The sequence below is a fragment of the Lelliottia sp. RD5 genome (genome assembly GCF_056032945.1).
Genome location: NZ_JBVYHQ010000003.1, coordinates 249,954 through 274,709 on the forward strand (window position 1 = coordinate 249,954; position 24,756 = coordinate 274,709).

Annotated in this window: 18 protein-coding genes; 10 read left to right on the forward strand and 8 right to left on the reverse strand. The window is 55.2% G+C overall.

Annotation, left to right across the window (positions count from 1 at the left end; translation table 11 throughout):
* The first annotated feature begins 2 nt into the window (after positions 1–2).
* The 7 genes from menD to AC0LWE_RS12210 all read left to right on the forward strand — a co-directional run bounded on the left by menD (position 3) and on the right by AC0LWE_RS12210 (position 7,724).
* Positions 3–1,673 carry a 2-succinyl-5-enolpyruvyl-6-hydroxy-3-cyclohexene-1-carboxylic-acid synthase gene (gene menD / locus AC0LWE_RS12180; protein ID WP_219347537.1) on the forward strand — a complete coding sequence of 557 codons (1,671 nt, stop codon included), beginning with the start codon at positions 3–5 and terminating at the stop codon, positions 1,671–1,673.
* Positions 1,670–2,446, forward strand: a complete 777-nt coding sequence (gene menH / locus AC0LWE_RS12185) for a 2-succinyl-6-hydroxy-2,4-cyclohexadiene-1-carboxylate synthase (protein ID WP_219347538.1) — start codon at positions 1,670–1,672, stop codon at positions 2,444–2,446. The genes menD and menH overlap by 4 nt, the downstream gene beginning before the upstream one ends.
* Positions 2,443–3,300, forward strand: a complete 858-nt coding sequence (gene menB, locus AC0LWE_RS12190; protein ID WP_059179308.1) for a 1,4-dihydroxy-2-naphthoyl-CoA synthase — start codon at positions 2,443–2,445, stop codon at positions 3,298–3,300. Before menH ends, menB begins: the two co-directional genes overlap by 4 nt.
* On the forward strand, positions 3,300–4,265 hold the full coding sequence (gene menC, locus AC0LWE_RS12195) for an o-succinylbenzoate synthase (protein ID WP_202667457.1): 966 nt from the start codon (positions 3,300–3,302) through the stop codon (positions 4,263–4,265). The genes menB and menC overlap by 1 nt, the downstream gene beginning before the upstream one ends.
* Positions 4,262–5,623 carry an o-succinylbenzoate--CoA ligase gene (gene menE, locus AC0LWE_RS12200; protein ID WP_202667458.1) on the forward strand — a complete coding sequence of 454 codons (1,362 nt, stop codon included), beginning with the start codon at positions 4,262–4,264 and terminating at the stop codon, positions 5,621–5,623. The genes menC and menE overlap by 4 nt, the downstream gene beginning before the upstream one ends.
* 171 nt (positions 5,624–5,794) lie before the next feature.
* Positions 5,795–6,337, forward strand: coding sequence for a YfaZ family outer membrane protein (locus AC0LWE_RS12205; protein WP_059179305.1), 543 nt, complete (start codon positions 5,795–5,797; stop codon positions 6,335–6,337).
* A gap of 187 nt (positions 6,338–6,524) precedes the next feature.
* Complete coding sequence (locus AC0LWE_RS12210; protein WP_202667459.1) at positions 6,525–7,724, forward strand: nicotinamide mononucleotide deamidase-related protein YfaY; 1,200 nt, start codon at positions 6,525–6,527, stop codon at positions 7,722–7,724.
* Between the two features lie 31 nt (positions 7,725–7,755).
* Here AC0LWE_RS12210 and glpC read toward each other — a convergent pair whose 3' ends face one another.
* The 3 genes from glpC to glpA are packed head-to-tail and all read right to left on the reverse strand — an operon-like array spanning position 7,756 to position 11,820.
* Positions 7,756–8,946 (reverse strand): anaerobic glycerol-3-phosphate dehydrogenase subunit GlpC, encoded by a 1,191-nt coding sequence (gene glpC / locus AC0LWE_RS12215; protein WP_059179303.1) that lies wholly within the window; start codon positions 8,944–8,946, stop codon positions 7,756–7,758.
* Positions 8,943–10,202 (reverse strand): glycerol-3-phosphate dehydrogenase subunit GlpB, encoded by a 1,260-nt coding sequence (gene glpB / locus AC0LWE_RS12220; RefSeq protein WP_202693219.1) that lies wholly within the window; start codon positions 10,200–10,202, stop codon positions 8,943–8,945. The genes glpC and glpB overlap by 4 nt, the downstream gene beginning before the upstream one ends.
* Positions 10,192–11,820: an anaerobic glycerol-3-phosphate dehydrogenase subunit A gene (glpA, locus tag AC0LWE_RS12225; protein ID WP_219347539.1), complete on the reverse strand. Its 1,629-nt coding sequence runs from the start codon at positions 11,818–11,820 to the stop codon at positions 10,192–10,194. The genes glpB and glpA overlap by 11 nt, the downstream gene beginning before the upstream one ends.
* A gap of 253 nt (positions 11,821–12,073) precedes the next feature.
* On the opposite strand from glpA, the gene glpT reads away from it, so the two are divergent.
* Positions 12,074–13,426 carry a glycerol-3-phosphate transporter gene (gene glpT, locus AC0LWE_RS12230; RefSeq protein ID WP_015959802.1) on the forward strand — a complete coding sequence of 451 codons (1,353 nt, stop codon included), beginning with the start codon at positions 12,074–12,076 and terminating at the stop codon, positions 13,424–13,426.
* A 23-nt stretch (positions 13,427–13,449) separates the two neighbouring features.
* Here glpT and yfaE read toward each other — a convergent pair whose 3' ends face one another.
* From yfaE to ubiG, 4 genes are all read right to left on the reverse strand, one after another.
* Entirely contained in the window at positions 13,450–13,704 is a 255-nt protein-coding gene (yfaE, locus tag AC0LWE_RS12235; RefSeq protein ID WP_059179300.1) for a class I ribonucleotide reductase maintenance protein YfaE, read from the reverse strand.
* Positions 13,704–14,834: a class Ia ribonucleoside-diphosphate reductase subunit beta gene (gene nrdB, locus AC0LWE_RS12240; protein ID WP_059179299.1), complete on the reverse strand. Its 1,131-nt coding sequence runs from the start codon at positions 14,832–14,834 to the stop codon at positions 13,704–13,706. Before nrdB ends, yfaE begins: the two co-directional genes overlap by 1 nt.
* Positions 14,835–14,885: 51 nt before the next feature.
* The gene (gene nrdA / locus AC0LWE_RS12245; RefSeq protein WP_059179498.1) at positions 14,886–17,171 is read right to left on the reverse strand and encodes a class 1a ribonucleoside-diphosphate reductase subunit alpha; all 2,286 of its coding nucleotides are present in this window, start codon (positions 17,169–17,171) and stop codon (positions 14,886–14,888) included.
* Between the two features lie 350 nt (positions 17,172–17,521).
* Positions 17,522–18,250 (reverse strand): bifunctional 2-polyprenyl-6-hydroxyphenol methylase/3-demethylubiquinol 3-O-methyltransferase UbiG, encoded by a 729-nt coding sequence (gene ubiG / locus AC0LWE_RS12250; protein ID WP_131489290.1) that lies wholly within the window; start codon positions 18,248–18,250, stop codon positions 17,522–17,524.
* Between the two features lie 146 nt (positions 18,251–18,396).
* On the opposite strand from ubiG, the gene gyrA reads away from it, so the two are divergent.
* Complete coding sequence (gene gyrA, locus AC0LWE_RS12255) at positions 18,397–21,063, forward strand: DNA topoisomerase (ATP-hydrolyzing) subunit A (protein ID WP_202665727.1); 2,667 nt, start codon at positions 18,397–18,399, stop codon at positions 21,061–21,063.
* A gap of 129 nt (positions 21,064–21,192) precedes the next feature.
* Complete coding sequence (rcsC, locus tag AC0LWE_RS12260) at positions 21,193–24,042, forward strand: two-component system sensor histidine kinase RcsC (RefSeq protein WP_474265496.1); 2,850 nt, start codon at positions 21,193–21,195, stop codon at positions 24,040–24,042.
* 51 nt (positions 24,043–24,093) lie between these two features.
* Here the strand turns inward: rcsC and rcsB are convergent, their stop codons facing one another.
* Positions 24,094–24,744 carry a response regulator transcription factor RcsB gene (gene rcsB, locus AC0LWE_RS12265; protein ID WP_015959795.1) on the reverse strand — a complete coding sequence of 217 codons (651 nt, stop codon included), beginning with the start codon at positions 24,742–24,744 and terminating at the stop codon, positions 24,094–24,096.
* Between the last annotated feature and the right edge of the window lie 12 nt (positions 24,745–24,756).

Consider the following 24,756-nt stretch of genomic DNA (forward strand, 5'->3'; position numbering starts at 1 on the left):
TCATGTCAGTAAGTTCTTTTAACCGACGCTGGGCGGCGGTCATTCTTGAAGCCCTCACTCGCCATGGCGTCAGGCATGTGTGTATTGCACCGGGCTCACGCTCCACGCCGCTGACGCTTGCTGCAGCGGAAAACCGCGCGTTTATTCATCACACCCATTTTGATGAGCGTGGCCTGGGTCATCTGGCTCTGGGGCTGGCGAAAGTCAGCAACGCGCCCGTGGCGGTGATTGTCACGTCCGGTACGGCGGTCGCGAATCTTTATCCGGCGCTGATTGAAGCGGGATTAACGGGCGAAAAGCTGGTGCTACTCACCGCTGACCGACCGCCTGAGCTGATCGACTGCGGTGCCAATCAGGCGATTCGTCAGCCCGGTATCTTTGCCTCGCACCCTGCCGAGGCGCTCTCGTTGCCACGTCCCACTCAGGATATTCCTGCCAGTTGGTTGGTTTCAACGCTTGACCATGCCATGGGCGCACTGCGTCACGGCGCGCTGCACATCAACTGCCCGTTCGCTGAACCCCTTTACGGCGAATTGAACGATACCGGCGTTGAATGGCAGCAAACCCTGGGCGACTGGTGGCAAAGCGACAAGCCGTGGCTGCGCGCGCAAACGCATCTGGAAAGCGCGCAGCAGCGCGACTGGTTCCACTGGCGGCAGAAGCGCGGCGTGATCCTCGCCGGGCGTATGAGCGCCGCTGAGGGCAAACAGGTCGCTGAATGGGCCAAAACGCTGGGTTGGCCGCTGATTGGCGATGTGCTTTCGCAAACCGGACAGCCGCTGCCGTGTGCAGATTTATGGCTGGGCAACGCAAAAGCGGTCACCGAACTTGCACGGGCGCAAATTGTGATTCAGTTGGGCGCAAGCCTCACCGGGAAACGTGTGTTGCAATGGCAATCCACCTGCGAGCCGGAAGAGTACTGGCTGGTTGACTCGCTGGAAGGGCGACTCGATCCCGCGCATCATCGTGGACGCCGTCTGGTTAGTCCGATTGGCGACTGGCTGGAAAAGCATCCTGCCGAAAAACGTCAAGCCTGGGCGACGGATATCCCTGCGCTATCCCACCAGGCGTGGGGCCTCACCGCGCAGCACTGCGAGAATTTTGGCGAGGCGGAACTGGCGCATCGTATCCGCCAGTATCTGCCCGACCAGGGCCAGCTGTTTGTTGGAAACAGCCTGGTGGTACGCCTTATCGATGCGCTTTCACAGCTCCCAACCGGATACCCGGTTTATAGCAATCGTGGTGCCAGCGGTATCGACGGGCTGATCTCCACCGCCGCGGGCGTTCAGCGCGCCAGCACCAAACCAACGCTTGCGATTGTGGGCGATTTATCAGCGTTATACGACCTCAATGCGCTGGCCTTGCTGCGCCAGGCGTCGGCACCGTTCGTGCTGATTGTGGTCAACAATAACGGCGGACAAATTTTCTCTCTGCTGCCAACGCCGCAAAGTGAGCGCGAGCGTTTCTACCTGATGCCGCAAAATGTGCAGTTCGAGCACGCGGCAGCGATGTTCAGCCTCAAATATCACCGTCCGCAAAGCTGGTCCGAACTGGACGATGCCATGAGCACTGCCTGGCGACAGCCGGGTGCGACGCTCATCGAGCTGGTGGTGAATGAGTCTGACGGGGCGCAAACGCTGCAAACTCTGCTCGCGCAGGTGAGCCATCTATGATGTTGGCCGGTAAAACGCGCGCAGGAAAACCGGGCTTTCCCTGGCTGGTTTTCCTGCACGGTTTTTCCGGTGACAGTCGGGAATGGCAGGATGTGGGCGCGCAGTTGCCCAATTATCCGCAACTGCATCTCGATCTGCCCGGACACGGTGACTCCGCAAACATTGCCGTGACGGGGTTTGGCGAAGTCAGCGAATTGCTCACCAAAACGCTAGTTAGTTACAACATACTTAAATTTTGGCTGGTGGGATACTCCCTCGGCGGCCGTATCGCGATGTACCACGCCTGCCAGCAGCCAGCGGGACTGATTGGGTTGGTCGTTGAAGGCGGACATCCTGGACTGCTTGATCAACCGACCCGCAAAGCGCGGGCGGAATCGGACGCCCAATGGGCGGAGCGCTTGCGGCGCGAACCCTTAGACAACGTCTTCAGGGACTGGTATCACCAACCGGTTTTTGCCTCATTAAATGACGCCGAGCGTCACGCGCTGGTGGCGCTTCGCAGTCAAAATAACGGCTCGGCGCTCGGTGCCATGTTGCAGGCGACCTCGCTTGCACACCAGCCCGATCTGCGATCGGCTCTGCGCTCGCGCAACTATCCGTTCCATTATGTGTATGGCGAACGCGACGACAAGTTTGGCGCAATAGCGTCTGAACTGAATGCCCAACGCCATGTGATTCCCAATGCCGGACACAACGCCCATCGGGAAAACCCCGTTGCGGTGGCTGCATGTCTGGCGCAGATACTGCGTCTTCAAATAAAGGACAACTCATGATCTATCCTGATGAACAAATGCTGTACGCACCGGTTGAATGGCAAGACTGCTCCGAAGGTTACACTGACATTCGTTATCATAAGTCCGCCGACGGTATCGCTAAAATCACCATTAATCGTCCCCAGGTGCGTAATGCATTTCGTCCGCTGACCGTTAAAGAGATGATTCAGGCGATGGCCGACGCGCGTTACGACGACAACATTGGCGTCATCGTGCTGACCGGCGAAGGTGATAAAGCTTTCTGCGCCGGCGGCGATCAGAAAGTTCGCGGCGACTACGGCGGATATCAGGATGATTCAGGTACTCATCACCTGAATGTGCTCGACTTCCAGCGCCAGATCCGCACCTGTCCAAAACCCGTTGTGGCGATGGTGGCCGGTTTCTCCATCGGTGGCGGTCACGTGTTGCACATGATGTGTGACCTTACTATCGCTGCTGAAAATGCGATTTTCGGCCAGACCGGACCTAAAGTCGGTTCTTTCGACGGCGGCTGGGGCGCATCGTACATGGCGCGTATCGTGGGTCAGAAAAAAGCGCGTGAAATCTGGTTCCTGTGCCGTCAGTACAATGCCCAGGAAGCGCTGGATATGGGCCTGGTTAACACCGTTGTGCCGATTGCCGATCTGGAAAAAGAGACCGTTCGCTGGTGTCGTGAAATGCTGCAAAACAGCCCAATGGCGCTGCGTTGCCTGAAAGCGGCGCTGAACGCTGACTGCGATGGTCAGGCGGGTCTGCAGGAGCTGGCCGGTAATGCGACCATGCTGTTCTACATGACCGAAGAAGGTCAGGAAGGCCGCAACGCGTTTAATGAAAAACGCCAGCCGGACTTCAGCAAATACAAGCGTAACCCGTAATGCGTAGCGCGCAGGTTTACCGCTGGCAGATCCCCATGGATGCGGGTGTGGTGCTGCGCGATCGGCGGCTCAAAACCCGTGACGGCTTGTTGGTCCATCTTCAGCAGAACAGCCGTCAGGGCTGGGGCGAGATTTCACCTCTGCCGGGATTCAGTCTCGAATCGCTGGCTGAGGCCGAAACGGCGCTGCTGGCGTGGGTCAACGCCTGGCGTGACGGGAAATCCCCCGCATTGCCAGACATTCCATCTGCCGCGTTCGGGATTAGCTGCGCGCTTGCTGAGCTTGACGGTACGCTGCCTGACGCGGCGGATTACCGCGCTGCGCCGCTTTGTTCAGGCGATCCCGATGAGCTGTTTGAATCGCTGGCCGCGATGCCGGGTGAAAAAGTCGCTAAAGTAAAAGTGGGTCTGTACGAAGCGGTACGCGATGGGATGGTGGTCAATCTGCTGCTGGAAGCCATTCCGGATCTGCGCCTGCGTCTGGACGCCAACCGCGCCTGGACGCCGCTCAAAGCGCAACAATTCGCGAAATACGTCAATCCTGATTATCGCGATCGCATTGCCTTTCTCGAAGAGCCGTGCAAAACCCGTGATGATTCCCGTGCTTTTGCGCAGGAAACCGGGATCGCTATCGCGTGGGACGAAAGTTTGCGCGAAGCGGATTTTGAATTTGTCGCGGAACCGGGTGTGACGGCGGTGGTGATCAAACCGACGCTCACGGGCAGTTTGGACAAAGTGCGTGAACAGGTTGCCGCTGCGCATGCGCTGGGGTTGACGGCGGTGATCAGTTCGTCGATTGAATCCAGCCTCGGCCTGACGCAGCTTGCCCGCATCGCCGCGTGGCTGACGCCACAGACCATCCCCGGACTGGATACGCTTAGTTTGATGCAATCGCAGCTGGTGCGTCGTTGGCCTGGTAATACGCTCCCGCATCTGGATATTGAGGCGCTGGAGCCGCTGCTATGAGTTTTACCGACTGGCCATGGAAGCACTGGTGCACGCTTCATCCGGATAAACCTGCGGTACGGCTAAACCAGGAAATCCTGAGCTGGCGTCAGCTTTGCCAGCGAGTGGATGCGCTGGCAAACGGATTTCATCGGCAGAATATTCAGGAAGGCGACGGGGTGATGCTGATGGCGCAAAATCACCCCAACACGCTTTTGGCATGGCTTGCGCTGCTGCAATGCGGCGCGCGCATTTTACCGGTTAACCCGCAGCTTCCGCGCCCGCTCCTCAATGTGCTGATCCCGCAAATGACGCTGCGTTTTGCGCTGGTGCTGGATGGCGAATTTGACGGGCTAGGGCCGCTCGCCATGCGGGAGGTTCCGGGCAGCCATTCGGTCATGTGGCAACCACAGCGGCTGGCGTCGATGACGCTGACCTCCGGCTCAACCGGGCTGCCAAAAGCGGCCATCCATTCCCCCGCCGCGCATCTCGCCAGCGCAGAAGGGGTGTTGTCGCTGATGCCGTATTGCGCCGATGACGACTGGCTGCTGTCGCTGCCGCTGTTCCATGTCTCGGGGCAGGGGATTTTGTGGCGCTGGTTGTTTGCCGGTGCACGACTCACCGTGCGTGAAAAACAACCGCTCGAACAGATGCTGCAGGGCTGTACGCATGCCTCGCTGGTGCCGACGCAGCTTTGGCGTTTACTGAATCATTCTGAGCCTGTTGCCCTCAACGCTGTCCTGCTTGGCGGCGCGGCAATCCCCGTTGAACTCACGCAAAAGGCTAAAGCGCAAGGTATTCGCTGCTGGTGTGGCTACGGTCTCACCGAATTCGCGTCGACGGTCTGCGCGAAAGAGGCTGACGGGAAACCGGATGTAGGCAGCCCACTCCCGGGACGGGAAGTCAAAATTGTCGACGGTGAGATCTGGCTCAAGGCGCAGAGCATGGCCAGCGGCTACTGGCGTGATGACAACATCATCCCGCTGGTCAATGAGCAGGGTTGGTTTGCCACCCGCGATCGCGGTGAACTTATCGAGGGCTGTCTGACGATTCTTGGGCGCATGGATAACCTGTTTTTTAGCGGGGGGGAAGGGATACAGCCGGAAGAACTCGAACGTGTCATCGGGGCGCATCCCCTGATCCATCAGGTGTTTGTGGTTCCGTTGGATGACGCTGAGTTTGGTCAACGGCCTGTCGCCGTGGTTGAGTGTGAAACCGGCACCGATATCACCGTTTTTCCAGAGTGGGTGCGCGATAAGCTGGCTCGCTTCCAGCAGCCGCTTCATTGGCTGGTGTTGCCCGCAGAGCTGAAAAGCGGGGGTATTAAAATTTCTCGCCGCGCGTTACAGCAGTGGGTTAATACTTTTCTGAAAGGCTGAACCTGCGGCAGGCGTGTGCTTCGACGCCTGTTTACTTAAGATAAACGGTCTAGTTTCAAATCGTTACAATCTAAAACTCCTGCGCACGCATAGCACTTGATCCCTGACAGACTCGCGTTAGAATCACGCGGTTTGGGACATTTAACGATAAATTTGTGTGGGATCACGACAATGAAAAAAGTGGCACTCTTGGGTCTTAGCGGCCTGTTTTTTGTTTCTGCGGCGGCAAACGCCATTTCTGTGAGCGGCCAGGCGGGTAAAGATTACACTAACCTCGGTTTTGGTCTGGGGACGGAGACGTCTGGTCTGGCAATGACCGGTAACTGGACGCACAACGATGACGACGGCGACGCGGCAAGCCTCGGTTTAGGTCTGAATATTCCTCTGGGACCTTTCCTGGCAACCGTTGGCGGCAAAGGTATCTATACCAACCCGAACAACGGTGACGAAGGTTACGCAGCGGCAGTAGGTGGCGGTTTGCAGTGGAAAATTGGCGACAGCTTCGGCCTTTTCGGCGAGTACTACTATTCTCCGGATTCCCTCTCCAGCGGTATCGACAGCTATGAAGAAGCCAACGCTGGCGCGCGCTGGACAATCATGCGTCCGATTACCGTTGAAGCAGGTTATCGCTACCTGAATCTGGCGGGTAAAGACGGCAATCGTGACAACGCACTGGCTGATGGCCCGTACGTTGGCGTTAGCGCCGGTTTCTGATTTTCTGGCGCGGTATTCTGCCGCGCCTGTTCCTCTCTTCTGCCCCTCCTGCATTGCGCGAATACCCGTTATATCTCACGTTGGCGATGAGCCTCGAACCTCATCCTTTCAGCGAAACGGTGCGCGTTATCCTGCAATTCGAATGATTTAGGGTATAGTGTTTTGACCATAGAAGTGGGAGAACACAATGCTAAACGTGGAAATGTTATCCACCGGCGACGAAGTGCTGCATGGACAGATCACCGATACCAATGCGGCCTGGCTCGCCAATTTTTTCTTTGAGCGGGGATTACCGTTAACACGCCGCAATACCGTCGGCGATCGCCTGGATGATCTCGTCAGCATTTTGCGCGAGCGGAGTGAACATGCGGATGTGTTGATCGTCAACGGTGGCCTGGGGCCAACCAGTGACGATCTCAGTGCGCTGGCTGCCGCAACGGCAAAAGGTGAAGGGCTGGTGCTTCATGAAGCGTGGCTCACGCATATGGAACGTTTTTTCAACGATCGCGGCAGAGTCATGGCGCCGAGCAACCGCAAGCAGGCCGAAATTCCCGCCAGTGCGGAGCTTATCGACAACCCGGTCGGCACGGCCTGTGGATTTGCCGTCAAGCTCAACCGCTGCCTGATGTTCTTTACGCCCGGCGTTCCGTCTGAATTTAAAGTTATGGTTGAGCAGGAGATTCTGCCGCGTCTGCGCGAGCGCTTTACGCTGCCTGAGCCGCCGCTGTGCCTGCGATTGACGACGTTTGGTCGTTCAGAAAGCGATTTGGCGCAAAGCCTCGATCATCTCAAACTGCCCGAAGGCGTGTCGATGGGCTATCGCTCCTCGATGCCGATCATTGAGCTCAAGCTCACGGGGCCGGCAACACAAAAAGCGGCAATGCTGGCGGCATGGCCTGAAGTGCAGCGCGTGGCGGGAGAAAATCTGATTTTCGAAGGGACCGAAGGGTTACCCGCGCAAATCACCCGCTGTCTGAATGAACGTCAACTGAGTCTGACGCTCAGCGAGCAGTTTACCGGCGGTTTGCTGGCCTTACAGTTATCACGCGAAAACGCCTCCTTGCTGGCGAGCGAAGTGGTGCCCTCGCAGGAAGAGACGCTGGCGCAAACCGCACATTGGGCGGCCGATCGTCGGGTGAAACATTTTGCTGGGCTGGCACTGGCAGTGAGCGGCCTGGAAGATGAACATCTCAACTTTGCGCTGGCGACACCGCAGGGAACCCACGCGCTAAGGGTCAAAATGAGCATCACCCGTTACAGCCTGCAGGTGCGTCAGGAAGTGTGCGCGATGATGGCGTTGAATATGCTGCGTCGCTGGCTGAACGGCAAAGAGGTTGCCAGCGAACACGGCTGGATTAACGTGGTGGATACGCTGTTTATTGAGTAAAAATATCGGGGCCTGAAAGCCCCGATAATGATCACCCCAGCGCTTTTGCCAGTAGCGAGATGGGATGTTCACAGCGTTTGCTGGTGGACATCTCAATTTGCCATTTGCAGGTTTCGCAGTCGGTCACCACGATGTCTGCGCCGCTCTCTTCAATCTGGCGGAACAGGGGTGCACCAATCGCCTGTGAGGTCGGGTAGTTTTCGCTTTTAAAGCCGTACGTTCCCGCAATCCCGCAGCAGCGCGAATCCAGAACCGTCAGTTCCAGACCCGGAATTAGTCTCAACAATTCCAGCGTGTAGATCGACCAACCCATTTTTTCCATATGACACGGCGTGTGATACACCACTTTCAGCGGCAGCGGTTTTAAGGGCAGCGTCTGGCCGTTATCCAGTTTGCGCCAGAGAAAACGCGTCGCCAGCTCAATATGTTCACGCAGACCGCTGTTGTCCACATCCAGCACGTGCGGGTATTCATCGCGTAGCGTAAAGGTACAAGTGGACGAGGTGGCGAGGACCGGAATGCCTTTCCCGACAATGGCTTCTCGAAGCGACGACACGTTGCTTTGCGCCTGTTTGCGCGCTTTGTGGGTAAAGCCGTTGGCAATGAGTGGCACTCCGCAGCACTTCTCTTTATTTAGCAACTGCACGCCGGTGCCCATCGCGTTTAACACCGTGATCAGATCTTTGCCCAACTGCGGATGGTTATAGTTGACGTAACACCCATGAAAAAAGGCAGCCTGATCGGCGTAGGTTGCCTGCTTCTCGGCGACCGATTTGTACCAGCGGCGGAAGGTGCCGTGTGAATATTTTGGCAGGCTGCGGTGGTGATCGATTTTCAGCGCCACGTCGAGGAGCTGACGTACCGGCTTCAGCGATGTCGCGGCATTCACCAGCGGCGCAAACGGGGTTGAAACAGTGCCCATCAGATCCGTGTGGCTCAAAATTATATCGCGCAGTTTTGGCTTCTGTTTGCTGTATTGCGCCCGCGCGCGCTGAATGATGTCGCCGATTTTGACATCGGAAGGGCACGCGACCTCGCAACGTTTGCAGTTGATACAGTATTTGAGCGCCTCATCGTACAAAGCGCCGTCTTTCAGTCGCAGCCGCTCGCCATCCGGTCCCGCCTGTTTCGGCCCTGGATAGTGCGGATTCACGCTGCTGACCGGGCAAACCGTGGTACACACGGTGCATTTAATGCAGCTTTCAAAACGGGTGTCGTTCATTGCTCGCCTCCTGCGCGCTGACAAATCTGTTCTGCGGCATACAGGGCGGTAATGGCGCAAACGCCGCCACCGCAGCCCAGTGCGATGGGGTCAAAACCGCCCAGCACGGAACCGATAGCGTACAGATTATCGACGGGAGAGCCGGAAAGCTGCGGTCGTAGGGTATTGTCAGCGATCACGCCGAATTGTTGCCACGGCTGCGGGGCAAAGAAATCGCTTTGATACCAGTCGGCACGGGAGGTGTTTTGCCGCACATCCAGGCCCAACACGGCTTCGCGTATCCCTTCGCGAGTACTGATAAGCCCGTTGCTGAAAAAACTGCCGCTTGCCAGCACCACAAACCGCGGGCGTAACGGGATATCACCATGATTTCGTGTCCAAAGGGCGCTGACGACGCCGTTGTCGAGCGTCACTTTTTTGACTTCATCGCCGGCCATCCAGACGCCGCCCTGAGCAATAAACTGGCGCTGGAGTTGATTGTGCAGGCGTATGCCCGGCACCGAAGGCGGAAGCGTCGGCAATAAATAGAGCGCGCAGGGTAGCCGGTCTGACAGCCAACGCCAGAGGCGATTATCCGCTAAGCCAAAACAGGCCGGCATGTACAACGCATCGCATCCCTGGCTGAGCGGCTGCAGGGCGTTGAACAGCAGCGGCCATTTGTCATCGTTATCAAGAAAACGGGCGATATTGACCGCGCGAAACTCGCTGGCGTTATCGCGCAGCACGTCCAGTTCCGGCAACTCTATTTCTGCGGTATCGGCGCTGATGCCCTGATTACGCAGCGATGCGGCGGCAAGATGCGCCTGAAAATCCAGAAAACCGCTAATACCGACCACGCGTACCCGCTGCGATTGAATCGGGGCGACGGGAACCTCTTCGGGGCTGAGCCATGCGGGACGGAGCATGCCGAGCGGGGTGACGCGCTGATGATTTCGACGCGCATGTCCACGGAGTCGTGCCCCGCAGGTGGCGAGCAGCGTTTCAGTCTCATCGGCAAGACGCGCGATATTGTCCGTGCCCACCAGCCGATAGGGGTGATCTGCGGGCAATGCGTCGGGGTTTTGCAACGCGGTTAACGGTGTGTCTACCACGGAGCCATCAGGAAGTGCGCCCAGCAAATCTAACGATCCGGACGAAAAATGCAGAGCGCTTTGGCCACGACTGACGATCGCACATCGCAGACCGCGCTGGGTAAGCTTAAGTCCGCACAGGATCCCTGCCAGACCGCCGCCGATAATCACCGTATCAAACTTCATCGTGCTGCTCCTTTTCCAGTCCGCATAATCCCTGGTATACCCAGCGGGTGAATTCGCTTTCGCGCAGCGCATCGCCCCAGGCAATGGGCTGCACACCTTTCCAGCGTTCGTTAAGAAACTCGCTTAACTGTGCGAGCGACTGTGCTGATGTGGTGACGTTGAAGCGCTGCAAAAGTCCGGCGGCGCGACATGCGCACAGTTCACCCTGACAGGTTCCCATGCCGACTCGGGTGCGGCGACGTAAATCGAGCAGATTATTGACCGTCAGATTCTCAACCGCGTATTGCACTTCGCCCGCCGTCACGGCTTCGCATTCGCACACCAGGCTGCGGCTGAGACGACTCTGGCCTAGCCAGGCTGGCGTGCGATCGCCATGGCGGTAGAGGGCCGAACCGCGAAGTGGCGCGGGGAGCGAGATAATTTTGTGCAGCGTTTTTTCAGTAGATTCCTGCGAGCCTGGCAGAGGGCGTTGCGCTGTGGAGCAGGGCTGCGTATTGCCCAGCTTTTGACATACAGCGTCTGTTGCCCACTCGGCCATCAAGCGATAAGTCATCAGTTTGCCGCCGGTGATGGTAATAAAACCTTCCATACCGTCGCGTTTGGCGTGGTCCATCAGGACAATCCCGCGGCTGACGTTGCGCCCGGTAGGGTCATCGTCGCTGGCCACGAGCGGACGCACCCCTGCATACGCGCGAAGAATGCGCGTTTGCGCCATGACAGGGGCCAGTTTTTCTCCTTCGCGCAACAGGATATCCACCTCTTCGGCGGTGACGCGATTGCAGTCGATATCGTTATAGTCGATGTGCGTGGACGTGGTGCCAATGAGCGAAATGGTATCGCCAGGCACCAGAATGTCCGCGTCGGACGGCTTGCGGCAACGGTTGATGACGTGATTGTTGATGCGATGGTCGAGGATCAGCAGCGAGCCTTTCGCCGGGAACATGCGGATCGAGAGGTCGGCATATTCAGCGATGCGCTGGCCCCAGATCCCGGCAGCGTTGACAACCACGTCGGCATACAGCTCACTGTGTTCGCCGTAAAGCGTGTCATAGACGCGCACGCCCCGCACGGTATCGCCGTCGCGGATAAGGCCGGTGACCTCGTGAGCCGTCAGAACGATCGCGCCATGCTCGCGCGCGTCAAGCATGTTGGCGGCGGTCAGGCGGAAGGGATCGACGGTTCCGTCGGGGACTTTCACTGCGCCAATGAGCGCGGGATTCATCGAGGGTTCAAGACGTCTGGCGAGCGCCGGATCGAGCGTTTCGGCGCGAATACCCGCTTCGGTGCAGGCCCGGACAAAGGTCTGCTGAAACGCGAGATCGTCTTCGGGCAGGGTAATAAACAGGCCGTCGGTAGGCTCAATGCAGTGGCGGGCGATGCGTTTGAGAATTTGGTTTTCTGCGATGCACTCGCGGGCGGACTCGTTGTCGGTCACCGCGTAGCGCGCGCCGCTGTGCAGTAAGCCATGGTTTCGCCCGGTCGCACCGGTGGCGATATCGTGACGCTCCAGCAGCGTAACCTTTAGTCCGCGCAGGGCACAGTCTCGTGCGATACCAGCCCCTGTTGCGCCGCCGCCGATGATAATCACATCGCTATAACGAGGATCGCGGAGTGTCATTATCTTCCCTCATGTTCGTTTTTTACTATTCAGCCACATTAATAGTGTGGTTTGTTTGATTTCGAACATAATCGAGCGTGATACGAAACTAAAACGTGATCTCATGCGCTTATTTGCTCATGCTGTCATATTTCTGTAACAATTTGTGCGTTGATTCACAGTAACAATCGCTGTGATTTTTTAACATCGCGGCCTCTGGAATCGGGGTGGCTACACAACCTCGAAAATTTATGACATGGCCACGGAGGCTCTAATGCTCAGTATCTTCAAACCTGCGCCGCATCAGGCGCGCGTGTCAGAGGCAGAAGTCGACCCGCTATACCGTCGCCTGCGTTGGCAGATTTTCCTCGGTATTTTCTTCGGCTACGCCGCTTACTATCTGGTGCGTAAGAACTTTGCGCTGGCGATGCCGTATCTGGTTGAACAAGGTTTTTCACGCGGTGATTTAGGTTTCGCACTGTCGGGTATTTCGATTGCCTATGGGTTTTCCAAGTTCATTATGGGGTCCGTTTCGGATCGCTCGAATCCGCGCGTCTTCTTGCCCGCCGGTTTGATTCTGGCGTCCGCCGTGATGTTATTCATGGGCTTTGTGCCGTGGGCAACGTCCAGTATCGCCATCATGTTTGTCCTGCTGTTCCTGTGCGGCTGGTTCCAGGGAATGGGATGGCCGCCGTGCGGACGTACCATGGTGCACTGGTGGTCGCAGAAAGAGCGTGGCGGGATTGTCTCGGTGTGGAACTGCGCGCATAACGTTGGCGGCGGTATTCCACCGCTGTTGTTCCTGCTGGGGATGGCGTGGTTTAACGACTGGAAAGCGGCGCTGTATATGCCTGCTTTTGGGGCCATCGTTATTGCGATCATTGCCTTTGCTCTGATGCGTGATACCCCGCAATCGTGCGGTCTTCCGCCGATTGAAGAGTATAAAAACGACTACCCGGACGATTACAACGAGCAGCATGAAGAAGAGCTGACGGCAAAACAGATCTTCATGAAATACGTTCTGCCTAACAAACTGTTGTGGTACATCGCTATCGCCAACGTGTTTGTCTATCTGCTGCGTTACGGCATCCTCGACTGGTCGCCGACCTATCTGAAAGAGGTGAAGCATTTCGCACTGGATAAGTCGTCGTGGGCCTATTTCCTGTATGAATACGCCGGTATTCCAGGCACGTTAATTTGCGGCTGGATGTCGGACAAAGTGTTTAGAGGCAACCGTGGTGCAACAGGCGTGTTCTTTATGACGCTCGTAACCATCGCCACTATCGTGTACTGGCTGAATCCTCCAGGAAATCCCGGCGTGGATATGGCCTGTATGATTGTGATCGGCTTCCTGATTTACGGTCCGGTGATGCTGATTGGTCTGCACGCGCTGGAACTGGCGCCGAAAAAAGCCGCAGGCACTGCCGCGGGCTTTACCGGTCTGTTCGGCTATCTTGGTGGTTCAGTCGCGGCCAGCGCCATCGTGGGTTACACGGTCGATTTCTTCGGCTGGGATGGTGGCTTTATGGTGATGATTGGCGGCAGCATTATGGCGGTATTACTGCTGATCGTCGTTATGATTGGCGAAAAACGCCATCATGCGGAGATGATGCAGAAACGAGGCTAAAAAAATGCCCGCGTAAGCGGGCATTACATTTCGATTTCGATATCGCCTTTTGCCCGGCAACAGCAGGGCAAAATTTCCCCATCGTTGATAAACGCCAGCGGTTCCGTTAGCCAGTCCACTTGTCCTGCCACTAAACGACAGCGGCATGAGCCGCAGTAGCCTGCACGGCACTGATACTCAACTTCGACCTGATGCGACTCCAGAGCCACCAGCAGGGAAGGGTGTTCTTCCCGGCACAGCACTTCTGTACCGGAAAGGCTTAACGTTACGCGGCTCATCAGAGCTGGAAATCGCTCAGATCGTCAGTGTTCACTTCGGAATCAATCTGACCGACCAGATAAGAACTCACTTCCACTTCCTGCGGCGCAACTTGCACGTTATCGGACACCAGCCAGGTGTTGATCCACGGAATCGGGTTGGAGCGCGTTTTGAACGGCAGCTCAAGCCCTACCGCCTGCATGCGGATGTTGGTGATGTATTCGATGTATTGGCACAGAATATCTTTGTTCAGGCCGATCATGGAGCCATCGCGGAACAGGTACTCTGCCCACTCTTTTTCCTGCTGGGCGGCCAACACGAACAGGTCATAGCATTCCTGTTTGCACTCTTCGGCGATCTCCGCCATCTCCGGATCGTCCACGCCGCTGCGCAACAGATTCAGCATGTGCTGAGTGCCGGTCAGATGCAGCGCTTCGTCACGGGCGATCAGACGAATAATTTTGGCGTTACCTTCCATCAGTTTGCGCTCGGCAAAGGCAAACGAGCAGGCAAAGCTGACGTAGAAGCGGATCGCTTCCAGCGCGTTGACGCTCATCAGGCACAGGTACAGCTGTTTTTTCAGCGCACGCAGATTGACGGTCACGGTTTTACCGTTCACGGAATGTGTACCTTCACCCAGCAGATGCCAGTAGCTGGTCATTTCGATCAGCTCATCGTAATAGTGGGAAATGCCTTCAGCGCGTTTCTGGATCTGCTCGTTGGTGACGATATCGTCAAATACCACCGCCGGATCGTTAACGATATTACGGATGATGTGGGTGTAAGAACGCGAGTGGATCGTCTCGGAGAACGCCCAGGTTTCAACCCATGTTTCCAGTTCAGGAATCGAGATCAGCGGCAGCAGCGCCACGTTTGGGCTACGGCCCTGAATGGAATCCAGCAGCGTCTGGTACTTCAGATTGCTGAGAAAAATGTGCTTTTCATGATCCGGTAACGCGTGGAAATCGATACGATCGCGAGAAACGTCCACTTCTTCCGGACGCCAGAAGAAGGAGAGTTGCTTTTCGATCAGCTTTTCGAAAATGTCATATTTTTGCTGATCGTAGCGTGCCACGTTGACCGGCTGACCGAAAAACATCGGCTCTTTGAGCTGGTCGTTTTTCGTCTGTGAAAAGGTGGTATATGCCATGAATAGATGTCCTGTCTTACGAAATAAAGGCGGGGAAATCCCCGCCCTTCATTAGATCTTACATGCGCCGCTTTCGCAGCCATCGTCCTGAATAGAAGGTGCCATATCGTCCTGCGCATCTTCCGCACCGTCACGGGTGTTGTGATAGTACAGAGTTTTTACGCCAAATTTATAGGCGGTCAGCAGGTCTTTCAGCAACTGCTGCATCGGCACTTTTCCTGACGGGAAGCGCGTTGGATCGTAGTTGGTGTTGGCAGAGATCGATTGATCGATAAACTTCTGCATGATGCCGACTAGCTGGAGATAACCGTCGTTATTCGGCATTTCCCACAGCAGCTCGTAGCTGTCTTTCAGCAGTTCATAATCCGGGACCACCTGACGCAGCACGCCATCTTTCGACGCTTTAATGCTAACGTGACCGCGCGGCGGCTCAATACCGTTGGTGGCGTTAGAGATCTGCGAAGAGGTCTCTGACGGCATCAGCGCAGACAACGTGGAGTTGCGCAGGCCGTGGGTCTTGATGGACTCACGCAGCGTTTCCCAGTCAAGATGCAACGGCTCATTGACGATCGCATCCAGGTCTTTTTTGTAGGTATCGATCGGCAAAATGCCTTTCGCGTAGGTGGTTTCGTTGAACCACGGGCACGCGCCTTGCTCTTTCGCCAGCTCGTTAGAGGCTTTCATCAGGTAATACTGAATCGCTTCGAAGGTTTCGTGCGTCAGGTTGTTGGCGCTGCCATCGGAGTAACGCTTGCCGTTTTTCGCCAGCCAGTAGGCGAAGTTGATCACGCCAATACCCAGGGTACGACGACCCATTGCGCCGCGTTTTGCTGCCGGAATTGGGTAATCCTGATAATCCAGCAGGGCATCCAGTGCACGAACCGCCAGCACAGCCAGCTCTTCCAGCTCGGCCAGGCTCTTGATCGCGCCCAGGTTGAATGCAGACAGCGTACACAGCGCGATTTCGCCGTTTTCGTCGTTAACGTCGTACAGCGGTTTGGTCGGCAGAGCGATTTCCAGGCACAGGTTAGACTGGCGCACTGGCGCAATCGCCGGATCAAACGGGCTGTGAGTGTTGCAGTGGTCAACGTTCTGAATGTAGATACGGCCAGTAGAAGCACGTTCCTGCATCATCAGAGAGAACAGGTCGACGGCCTTAACGCGCTGCTTACGGATGCTGTCGTCTTGCTCGTATTGCGTGTACAGACGCTCAAATTCATCCTGATCGGCGAAGAACGCATCGTACAGGCCCGGTACGTCGGAGGGACTGAACAGGGTGATGTCCTGGCCTTTCAGAAGACGGGTGTACATCAGTTTGTTGATCTGCACGCCGTAGTCCATATGACGAACGCGGTTGCCTTCAACGCCACGGTTGTTTTTCAGGACCAGCAGGCTTTCGACTTCCAGATGCCACATTGGGTAGAACAGGGTGGCTGCACCGCCGCGTACGCCGCCCTGAGAGCAGGATTTCACCGCGGTCTGGAAGTGTTTGTAGAACGGGATACAGCCGGTGTGGAACGCTTCACCGCCGCGAATTGGGCTACCCAGCGCACGAATGCGGCCGGCATTGATACCGATACCGGCGCGCTGGGAGACATATTTCACAATCGCGCTTGAGGTCGCGTTGATGGAATCCAGGCTGTCGCCGCACTCGATCAGTACGCAGGAGCTGAACTGACGCGTCGGGGTGCGCACGCCAGACATAATCGGCGTAGGCAGAGAAATTTTAAAGGTGGATACGGCGTCGTAAAAACGCTTCACGTAGTCCAGGCGCGTTTCACGCGGATAGTTTGAGAACAGGCACGCAGCAACCAAAATATACAAGAACTGTGCGCTCTCGTAGATTTCGCCAGTTACACGGTTCTGAACCAGGTACTTGCCTTCCAGCTGCTTCACCGCGGCGTAGGAGAAGTTCATGTCGCGCCAGTGGTCGATAAACCCGTCCATCTGCTTGAACTCTTCTTCCGTGTAGTCTTCCAGCAGATGCGCGTCGTATTTGCCCAGGTCAACCATTTTCGTGACGTGATCGAGCAGCGCTGGCGGCTCAAACTGACCGTAGGCTTTTTTGCGCAGATGGAAAATGGCGAGGCGTGCGGCCATGTACTGGTAATCCGGTGCTTCGCGGGAGATCAGATCGGCTGCGGCTTTGATAATGGTTTCATGAATATCTGAGGTCTTAATCCCGTCGTAGAACTGAATATGTGAACGCAGTTCCACCTGAGAGATAGATACGTTGTTCAGTCCTTCTGCTGCCCAGTCGAGAACTCGATGGATTTTGTCGAGATTGATACGCTCGGTAGTACCGTCGCGCTTTGTCACCAGCAGACTTTGATTCATGTGGTTTTTTACCTGTCCGTGAAATAAAAAAATATCCCCCTGCTTATCCACAGAAGCGCCTTGTGGCTAACTCTGTGGATAAATACTACATATAGGGGGTTTGCGATAAGAAAAACGCTATATGGTGAGTATTCTAGTAAGGAATCATTTCAGTACAAGAGTTGATTTTGACGTTAATTTCAGGTTGCTAAAGCGTAATAAACCCTAAGTCCTCGTATCGTAAGGCCTGGACGTCATGTCAATAATTTAGAAAAAAAATCTAAAATTTGATCGAGTGCTGATTTCTTCAACGAGAGGTCAGAATTGCGCAACGTGATGTCGCGCAATCTTTATAAGAATAATGAATGACGTTAGTCGTTTTTTGTCGTCGTGTGCAACATATAGTTAACATCCACACCCGGCGCAAGCTTGAATTTGTCGGTCAATGGGTTGTAATGCAAGCCGGTGATGTGTTGCTCTTTCAGCCAGGTCAGATCTACCCAGCCTAATAATTCAGCAGGCTTGATGAATTTCTTAACGTCGTGGGTTCCTTTCGGCACCATGCGCAGCACATATTCCGCGCCCACCACCGCCATCAGCCACGCTTTTCCGTTACGGTTAATCGTCGAGAAGAAGACGTGCCCACCGGGTTTCACCAAAGAAGCACAAGCGTTGACCACCGATTGCGGGTCAGGAACGTGTTCGAGCATTTCCATGCAGGTGACGACATCGTATTGATGCGCGTGTTTCGCGGCGTGCTCTTCAACGGTTTCCTGAACATAGTCAACCTGAATACCGGATTCCAGGGCATGCAGACGCGCAACCTGGAGCGGTTCAAACCCCATGTCCAGGCCGGTAACCGTTGCGCCTTCGCGCGCCATGCTTTCGGCCAGAATGCCGCCGCCGCAGCCGACGTCGAGCACTTTTTTACCGAACAGACCGCCGGAGCGCTCCGCGATATAGCCCAAACGCAGCGGGTTTATGCGGTGCAGAGGTTTGAACTCACCGTCGAGATCCCACCAGCGGGATGCCACCGCTTCAAATTTGGCGATCTCTGCATGGTCGACGTTGTGAGCTACCGGGGATTTTTCGGCATTCATGGGCGCTTTTACTCCTTAATTCGCAAGAGGATCGAGTATATCAGGCTCTCCCCGCGAATAAACCATACAGGTTTACCTGTATGGGAGCGATTGTGTTATAATTTGCGACCTTTGAATCCGGGATACAGTAGAGGGATAGCGGTTAGATGAGCGACCTTGCGAGAGAAATTACACCGGTTAACATCGAGGAAGAGCTTAAGAGCTCCTATCTGGATTATGCGATGTCGGTCATTGTTGGCCGTGCGCTGCCAGACGTCCGAGATGGCCTGAAGCCGGTACACCGTCGCGTACTATACGCCATGAACGTATTGGGCAATGACTGGAATAAAGCCTACAAAAAATCTGCCCGTGTCGTTGGTGACGTCATCGGTAAATATCACCCCCATGGTGATACTGCCGTGTATGACACGATCGTCCGTATGGCGCAGCCTTTCTCCTTACGTTACATGCTGGTGGATGGCCAGGGTAACTTCGGTTCTGTCGATGGTGACTCCGCTGCGGCGATGCGTTATACGGAAATCCGTATGTCGAAAATCGCCCATGAGCTGATGGCTGACCTGGAAAAAGACACGGTTGATTTCGTCGATAACTACGACGGCACCGAGCGTATTCCTGATGTTATGCCGACCAAGATCCCAAACCTGTTGGTTAACGGTTCTTCCGGTATTGCCGTCGGTATGGCCACGAACATTCCGCCGCACAACATTACTGAAGTCATTAACGGGTGCCTCGCCTACATCGACGATGAAGAGATCACCGTCGAAGGGCTGATGGAACACATTCCAGGCCCGGACTTCCCAACTGCCGCTATCATTAATGGCCGCCGTGGGATTGAAGAAGCGTACCGCACCGGTCGCGGCAAGATTTACATTCGCGCCCGCGCGGAAGTGGAAGCCGACGCGAAAACCGGTCGTGAAACCATTATCGTCCACGAAATTCCGTATCAGGTGAACAAAGCTCGCCTGATCGAGAAAATCGCGGAGCTGGTAAAAGAAAAACGTGTTGAAGGCATCAGCGCGCTGCGTGACGAGTCTGATAAAGACGGTATGCGCATCGTGATTGAAATCAAACGCGACGCGGTGGGTGAGGTTGTGCTGAACAACCTGTACTCCCAGACTCAGCTTCAGGTTTCCTTCGGCATCAACATGGTTGCATTGCACCATGGCCAGCCGAAGATCATGAACCTGAAAGATATCCTGAGCGCGTTCGTGCGTCACCGCCGTGAAGTGGTAACTCGCCGTACTATTTTCGAACTGCGTAAAGCGCGTGATCGCGCGCACATTCTGGAAGCGCTGGCTGTCGCACTGGCCAACATCGACCCGATCATCGAGTTGATTCGTCGTGCGCCAACCCCTGCCGAAGCGAAAGCAGGATTGGTTGCTCAGCCGTGGGCATTGGGCAACGTGTCTGCCATGCTGGAACGTGCGGGTGATGACGCGGCGCGCCCTGAGTGGCTGGAACCTCAATTTGGCGTGCGTGACGGTCAATATTACCTGACCGAACAGCAGGCACAGGCGATTCTGGATCTGCGTTTGCAGAAACTGACTGGCCTTGAGCATGAAAAACTGCTCGACGAGTACAAAGAGCTGCTGGAGCAGATCGCAGAGCTTCTGCATATCCTCGGCAGCGCCGATCGTCTGATGGAAGTGATCCGCGAAGAGCTGGAACTGGTCCGCGACCAGTTTGGTGATGCGCGTCGCACTGAAATCACGGCGAATACGTCTGATATCAACATTGAAGATCTGATCAACCGCGAAGATGTGGTTGTGACCCTGTCTCATCAGGGCTATGTGAAGTATCAGCCGTTGACCGACTACGAAGCTCAGCGTCGTGGTGGTAAAGGCAAATCGGCAGCCCGTATCAAAGAAGAAGACTTTATCGACCGCCTGCTGGTGGCGAACACCCATGACACGATCCTGTGCTTCTCAAGCCGTGGTCGTCTGTACTGGATGAAAGTGTATCAGCTGCCGGAAGCGAGCCGCGGTGCGCGTGGTCGTCCGATCGTCAACCTGCTTCCGCTTGAGCCGAACGAGCGTATCACCGCGATTCTGCCGGTACGCGAGTACGAAGAAGGCGTGAACGTCTTTATGGCGACCGCGAGCGGTACCGTGAAGAAAACCGCGCTGACCGGTTTCAGCCGTCCACGTTCTGCCGGGATTATCGCCATCAACCTGAACGAAGGTGATGAACTGATCGGTGTGGATCTGACCTCCGGTTCTGACGAGGTTATGTTGTTCTCTGCCGCCGGTAAAGTGGTGCGCTTTAAAGAGAACGCCGTACGCGCAATGGGTCGTACAGCGACCGGCGTTCGCGGTATTCGACTGGCGGGCGAAGACAGCGTTGTTTCACTGATCATTCCACGCGGTGAAGGCGCTATCCTGACCGTGACGCAGAATGGTTACGGTAAACGAACTGCGGAAGGCGAATATCCGACCAAGTCTCGTGGCACACAGGGCGTTATCTCCATCAAAGTCACCGAGCGTAACGGCTCTGTTGTGGGTGCGGTGCAGGTTGATGACTGTGACCAGATCATGATGATCACCGATGCCGGTACGCTGGTGCGTACGCGTGTATCTGAGATCAGCGTGGTAGGGCGTAACACCCAGGGCGTTATCCTCATCCGTACTGCGGAAGATGAAAACGTGGTGGGCCTGCAACGTGTCGCTGAGCCAGTCGACGACGAAGAACTTGATTCCATCGACGGTAGCGTCGCGGAAGGTGACGATGAAATCGCACCGGAAACCGAGACCGATGAAGCTGATTCTGAAGAAGCAGATTCTGATGACGATGCGGCAGATGATGCCGAAGAGTAATGTCTCCTGACATAAAAAGGGCCGGATTCCGGCCCTTTCTTTTTTGCAGACAACTGAGCATTGCGGCACGCCGCGTTTACCGCTACCTTAACCACATTCTTTTGCCTCTGACGGCGGAGCTTCGCCCCCTTGAAATACCTCGTCTCCTTTCGCACCACTCTTAAAGTCTCTCGCTATCTTTTTCGCGCGCTGGCGTTATTGCTTTGGTTGCTGGTTGCATTTTTTTCGGTGTTTTACATCGTTAATGCGCTGCATCAAAAGGAGTCAGAGATCCGTCAGGAGTTTAATTTAAGTTCCGATCAGGCCCAGCGTTACATTCAGCGTACGACTGATGTCATGAAAGAGCTGAAGTACATAGCTGAAAACCGTCTGACGGCGGAAAACGGCATTCTGGCTACGCGCGGGCGAAATGACAAATCAGAAGTGCCGGATTTCGAACCGTTATTCCCCGACTCCGATTGCTCGGCAATGGGCACGGCGTGGCGTGGCTCGCTTGAGTCGTTGGCCTGGTTTATGCGCTACTGGCGCGATAATTTTTCCGCTGCCTATGATCTCAACCGGGTATTTCTGATCGGCAGTGAGAATCTCTGTTTAGCCGATTTCGGCCTGCGGGATGTGCCGGTTGAGCGCGAAGATGCGCTGAAAAGTTTGCACGAACGCATCATTAAGTATCGCAATGCCCCACAGGACGAACGTGGCAATAATATCTTCTGGATAAGCCAGGGACCGCGTCCGGGTGTGGGTTATTTCTACGCCCTCACGCCGGTTTATCTCGCCAATCGCCTGCAGGCGCTGCTGGGCACTGAACAAACGGTTCGCATGGAGAACTTCTTCACACCGGGCAGTTTGCCTATGGGTGTGACGATCCTCGATGAAAATGGTCATACGCTGATTTCGCTGACCGGGCCTGAGAACCGCTTAAAGGTTGGTCCTCGCTGGATGCAGGAACGCTCGTGGTTTGGCTATACGTCGGGTTTCCATGAGCTGGTGCTCAAGAAAAGTTTACCGCCATCGTCACTGAGCATTGTCTACTCCGTGCCCGTTGATATGGTGCTGGAACGCATTCGGATGCTCATCCTTAACTCCATCCTGCTGAATGTGCTGGTGGGGATCGCGCTGTTCATGCTGGCGCGCATGTATGAGCGTAAAATTTTCATCCCGGCGGAGAGCGATGCTCAACGCCTGGAAGAGCACGAGCAATTTAACCGCAAAATAGTCGCCTCGGCACCCGTTGGGATTTGTATCCTCCGTACGCAGGATGGCACGAATATTCTGAGCAACGAGCTGGCGCATAACTATCTGAACATGCTGACGCATGAAGACCGACAGCGACTGACGCAGATTATCTGCGGACAGCAGGTCAATTTTGTCGACGTATTAACCAGCAATCACACCAACCTGCAGATAAGCTTTGTCCATTCGCGCTATCGCAATGAGAACGTGGCGATCTGTGTACTGGTGGATGTCTCTTCGCGTGTAAAAATGGAAGAGTCGTTACAGGAAATGGCGCAGGCAGCGGAACAGGCCAGCCAGTCCAAGTCGATGTTCCTCGCGACCGTGAGCCATGAGCTGCGCACGCCGCTGTACGGGATTATTGGTAACCTCGATCTGCTGCAAACGAAAGAACTGCCGAAGGGGGTAGAGCGCCTGGTCACGGCGATGAACAACTCTTCAAGTCTGCTGCTGAAAATCATCAGCGACATTCTCGACTTCTCTAAAATTGAGTCTGAACAGCTTAAAATTGAACCGAGCGAGTTTTCGCCTCGTGAAGTGATGAACCATATCAGCGCTAACTATATGCCGCTGGTGGTCCGCAAACAGCTAGGGCTGTACTGCTTTATCGAGCCGGATGTGCCGCTGACGCTGCTGGGCGATCCGATGCGTTTACAACAGGTCATTTCAAACCTGCTCAGCAACGCGATTAAGTTCACCGATGTCGGCTGTATCATTTTGCATGTTTCTCGCGCAGGGGATTATTTAAGCATTCGCATCCGCGATACCGGCGTCGGAATTCCGGCAAAAGAAGTGGTGAAACTTTTCGATCCGTTCTTCCAGGTTGGCACCGGGGTGCAGCGTAACTTCCAGGGCACAGGGCTGGGGCTGGCCATTTGCGAACAGCTGATCAGCATGATGGATGGCGATATTTCTGTCGATACCGAGCCGGGCATGGGCAGCCAGTTTACGATCCGCATTCCGCTCTATTCTGCGCAATACCCGGTGAAAAGTCCGGCAGAAGGGTTGAGCGACAAAATGTGCTGGCTCGCTGTGCATAACGCGTCACTGTACAGCTTCCTGGAATCATTGCTCTCGAACCGAGGCATTCGTGTCGCACGCTATGAAGCTGGGCAAAAAACGGACGCTGACGATACGCTGATTACGGATGTTGAGGTCGACCCGTCCTGGCAGGGCAAAGCCGTAATTACGTTCTGTCGTCGCCATATTGGTATTGCGCAGGAGCGTGTTCCCGGAGAGTGGACGCACAGCGTGGCAACGCCGCATGAGATTCTGCATCTGTTGGCACATATCTACAATGTGGAAGGGGATGCCCACGACGGCGGTACCGCGCTGCCTTCACCGCAGTCCGCTGTTACGATGAATGACGACATGATGATTCTGGTGGTGGATGACCATCCGATCAACCGTCGCCTGCTGGCCGATCAGCTGGGATCGCTGGGATATCAATGCTTAACCGCAAATGACGGCGTGGATGCGCTAAACGTGCTGAGCAAAAATCACATCGATATTGTGCTCAGTGACGTGAACATGCCTAACATGGACGGGTATCGTCTCACCCAGCGCATTCGCCAGCTTGGTATGACCTTGCCGGTTATCGGGGTCACCGCCAACGCGCTGGCCGAAGAGAAAGAGCGCTGCCTGGCGTCAGGCATGGACAGTTGCCTGTCAAAACCGGTAACGCTGGATGTGATAAAACAGACGTTGTCGATTTACGCGGCCCGCGTCAGGGAATCGAGAGCATAAAAAAACCCGGCACGCGCGAGCGCTGCCGGGTTTTTTATTACCAGAACGGAATCAGTCTTTATCGACTGCGCTCAGGGTAACCGAAGAGAGATAATTCAGCAGGGCGATATCATTCTCTACGCCCAGTTTCATCATCGCCGATTTCTTCTGGCTACTGATGGTTTTGATACTGCGGTTCAGCTTCTTGGCAATTTCAGTGACCAGGAAACCTTCAGCGAACAGGCGCAGTACTTCACTTTCTTTCGGTGATAAACGTTTGTCACCGTAACCACCCGCGCTAATTTTCTCAAGCAGGCGAGAAACGCTTTCAGGGGTAAATTTCTTGCCTTTCTGCAGTGCAGCCAGAGCCTTAGGCAGATCCGTCGGCGCGCCCTGTTTCAGGACAATCCCTTCAATGTCGAGTTCCAGCACGGCGCTTAAAATCGCCGGGTTATTGTTCATGGTAAGAACAATAATTGAAATACTCGGAAAGTGGCGCTTGATGTATTTGATCAGCGTGATGCCATCGCCGTACTTATCTCCAGGCATGGAGAGGTCAGTAATGAGCACGTGTGCATCAAGTTTCGGAAGATTATTTATAAGTGCTGTAGAGTCTTCAAATTCACCGACAACATTCACCCACTCGATCTGTTCAAGTGATTTGCGAATACCGAACAGTACAATCGGGTGGTCGTCGGCAATAATTACGTTCATATTGTTCATGTAAAGGCTACC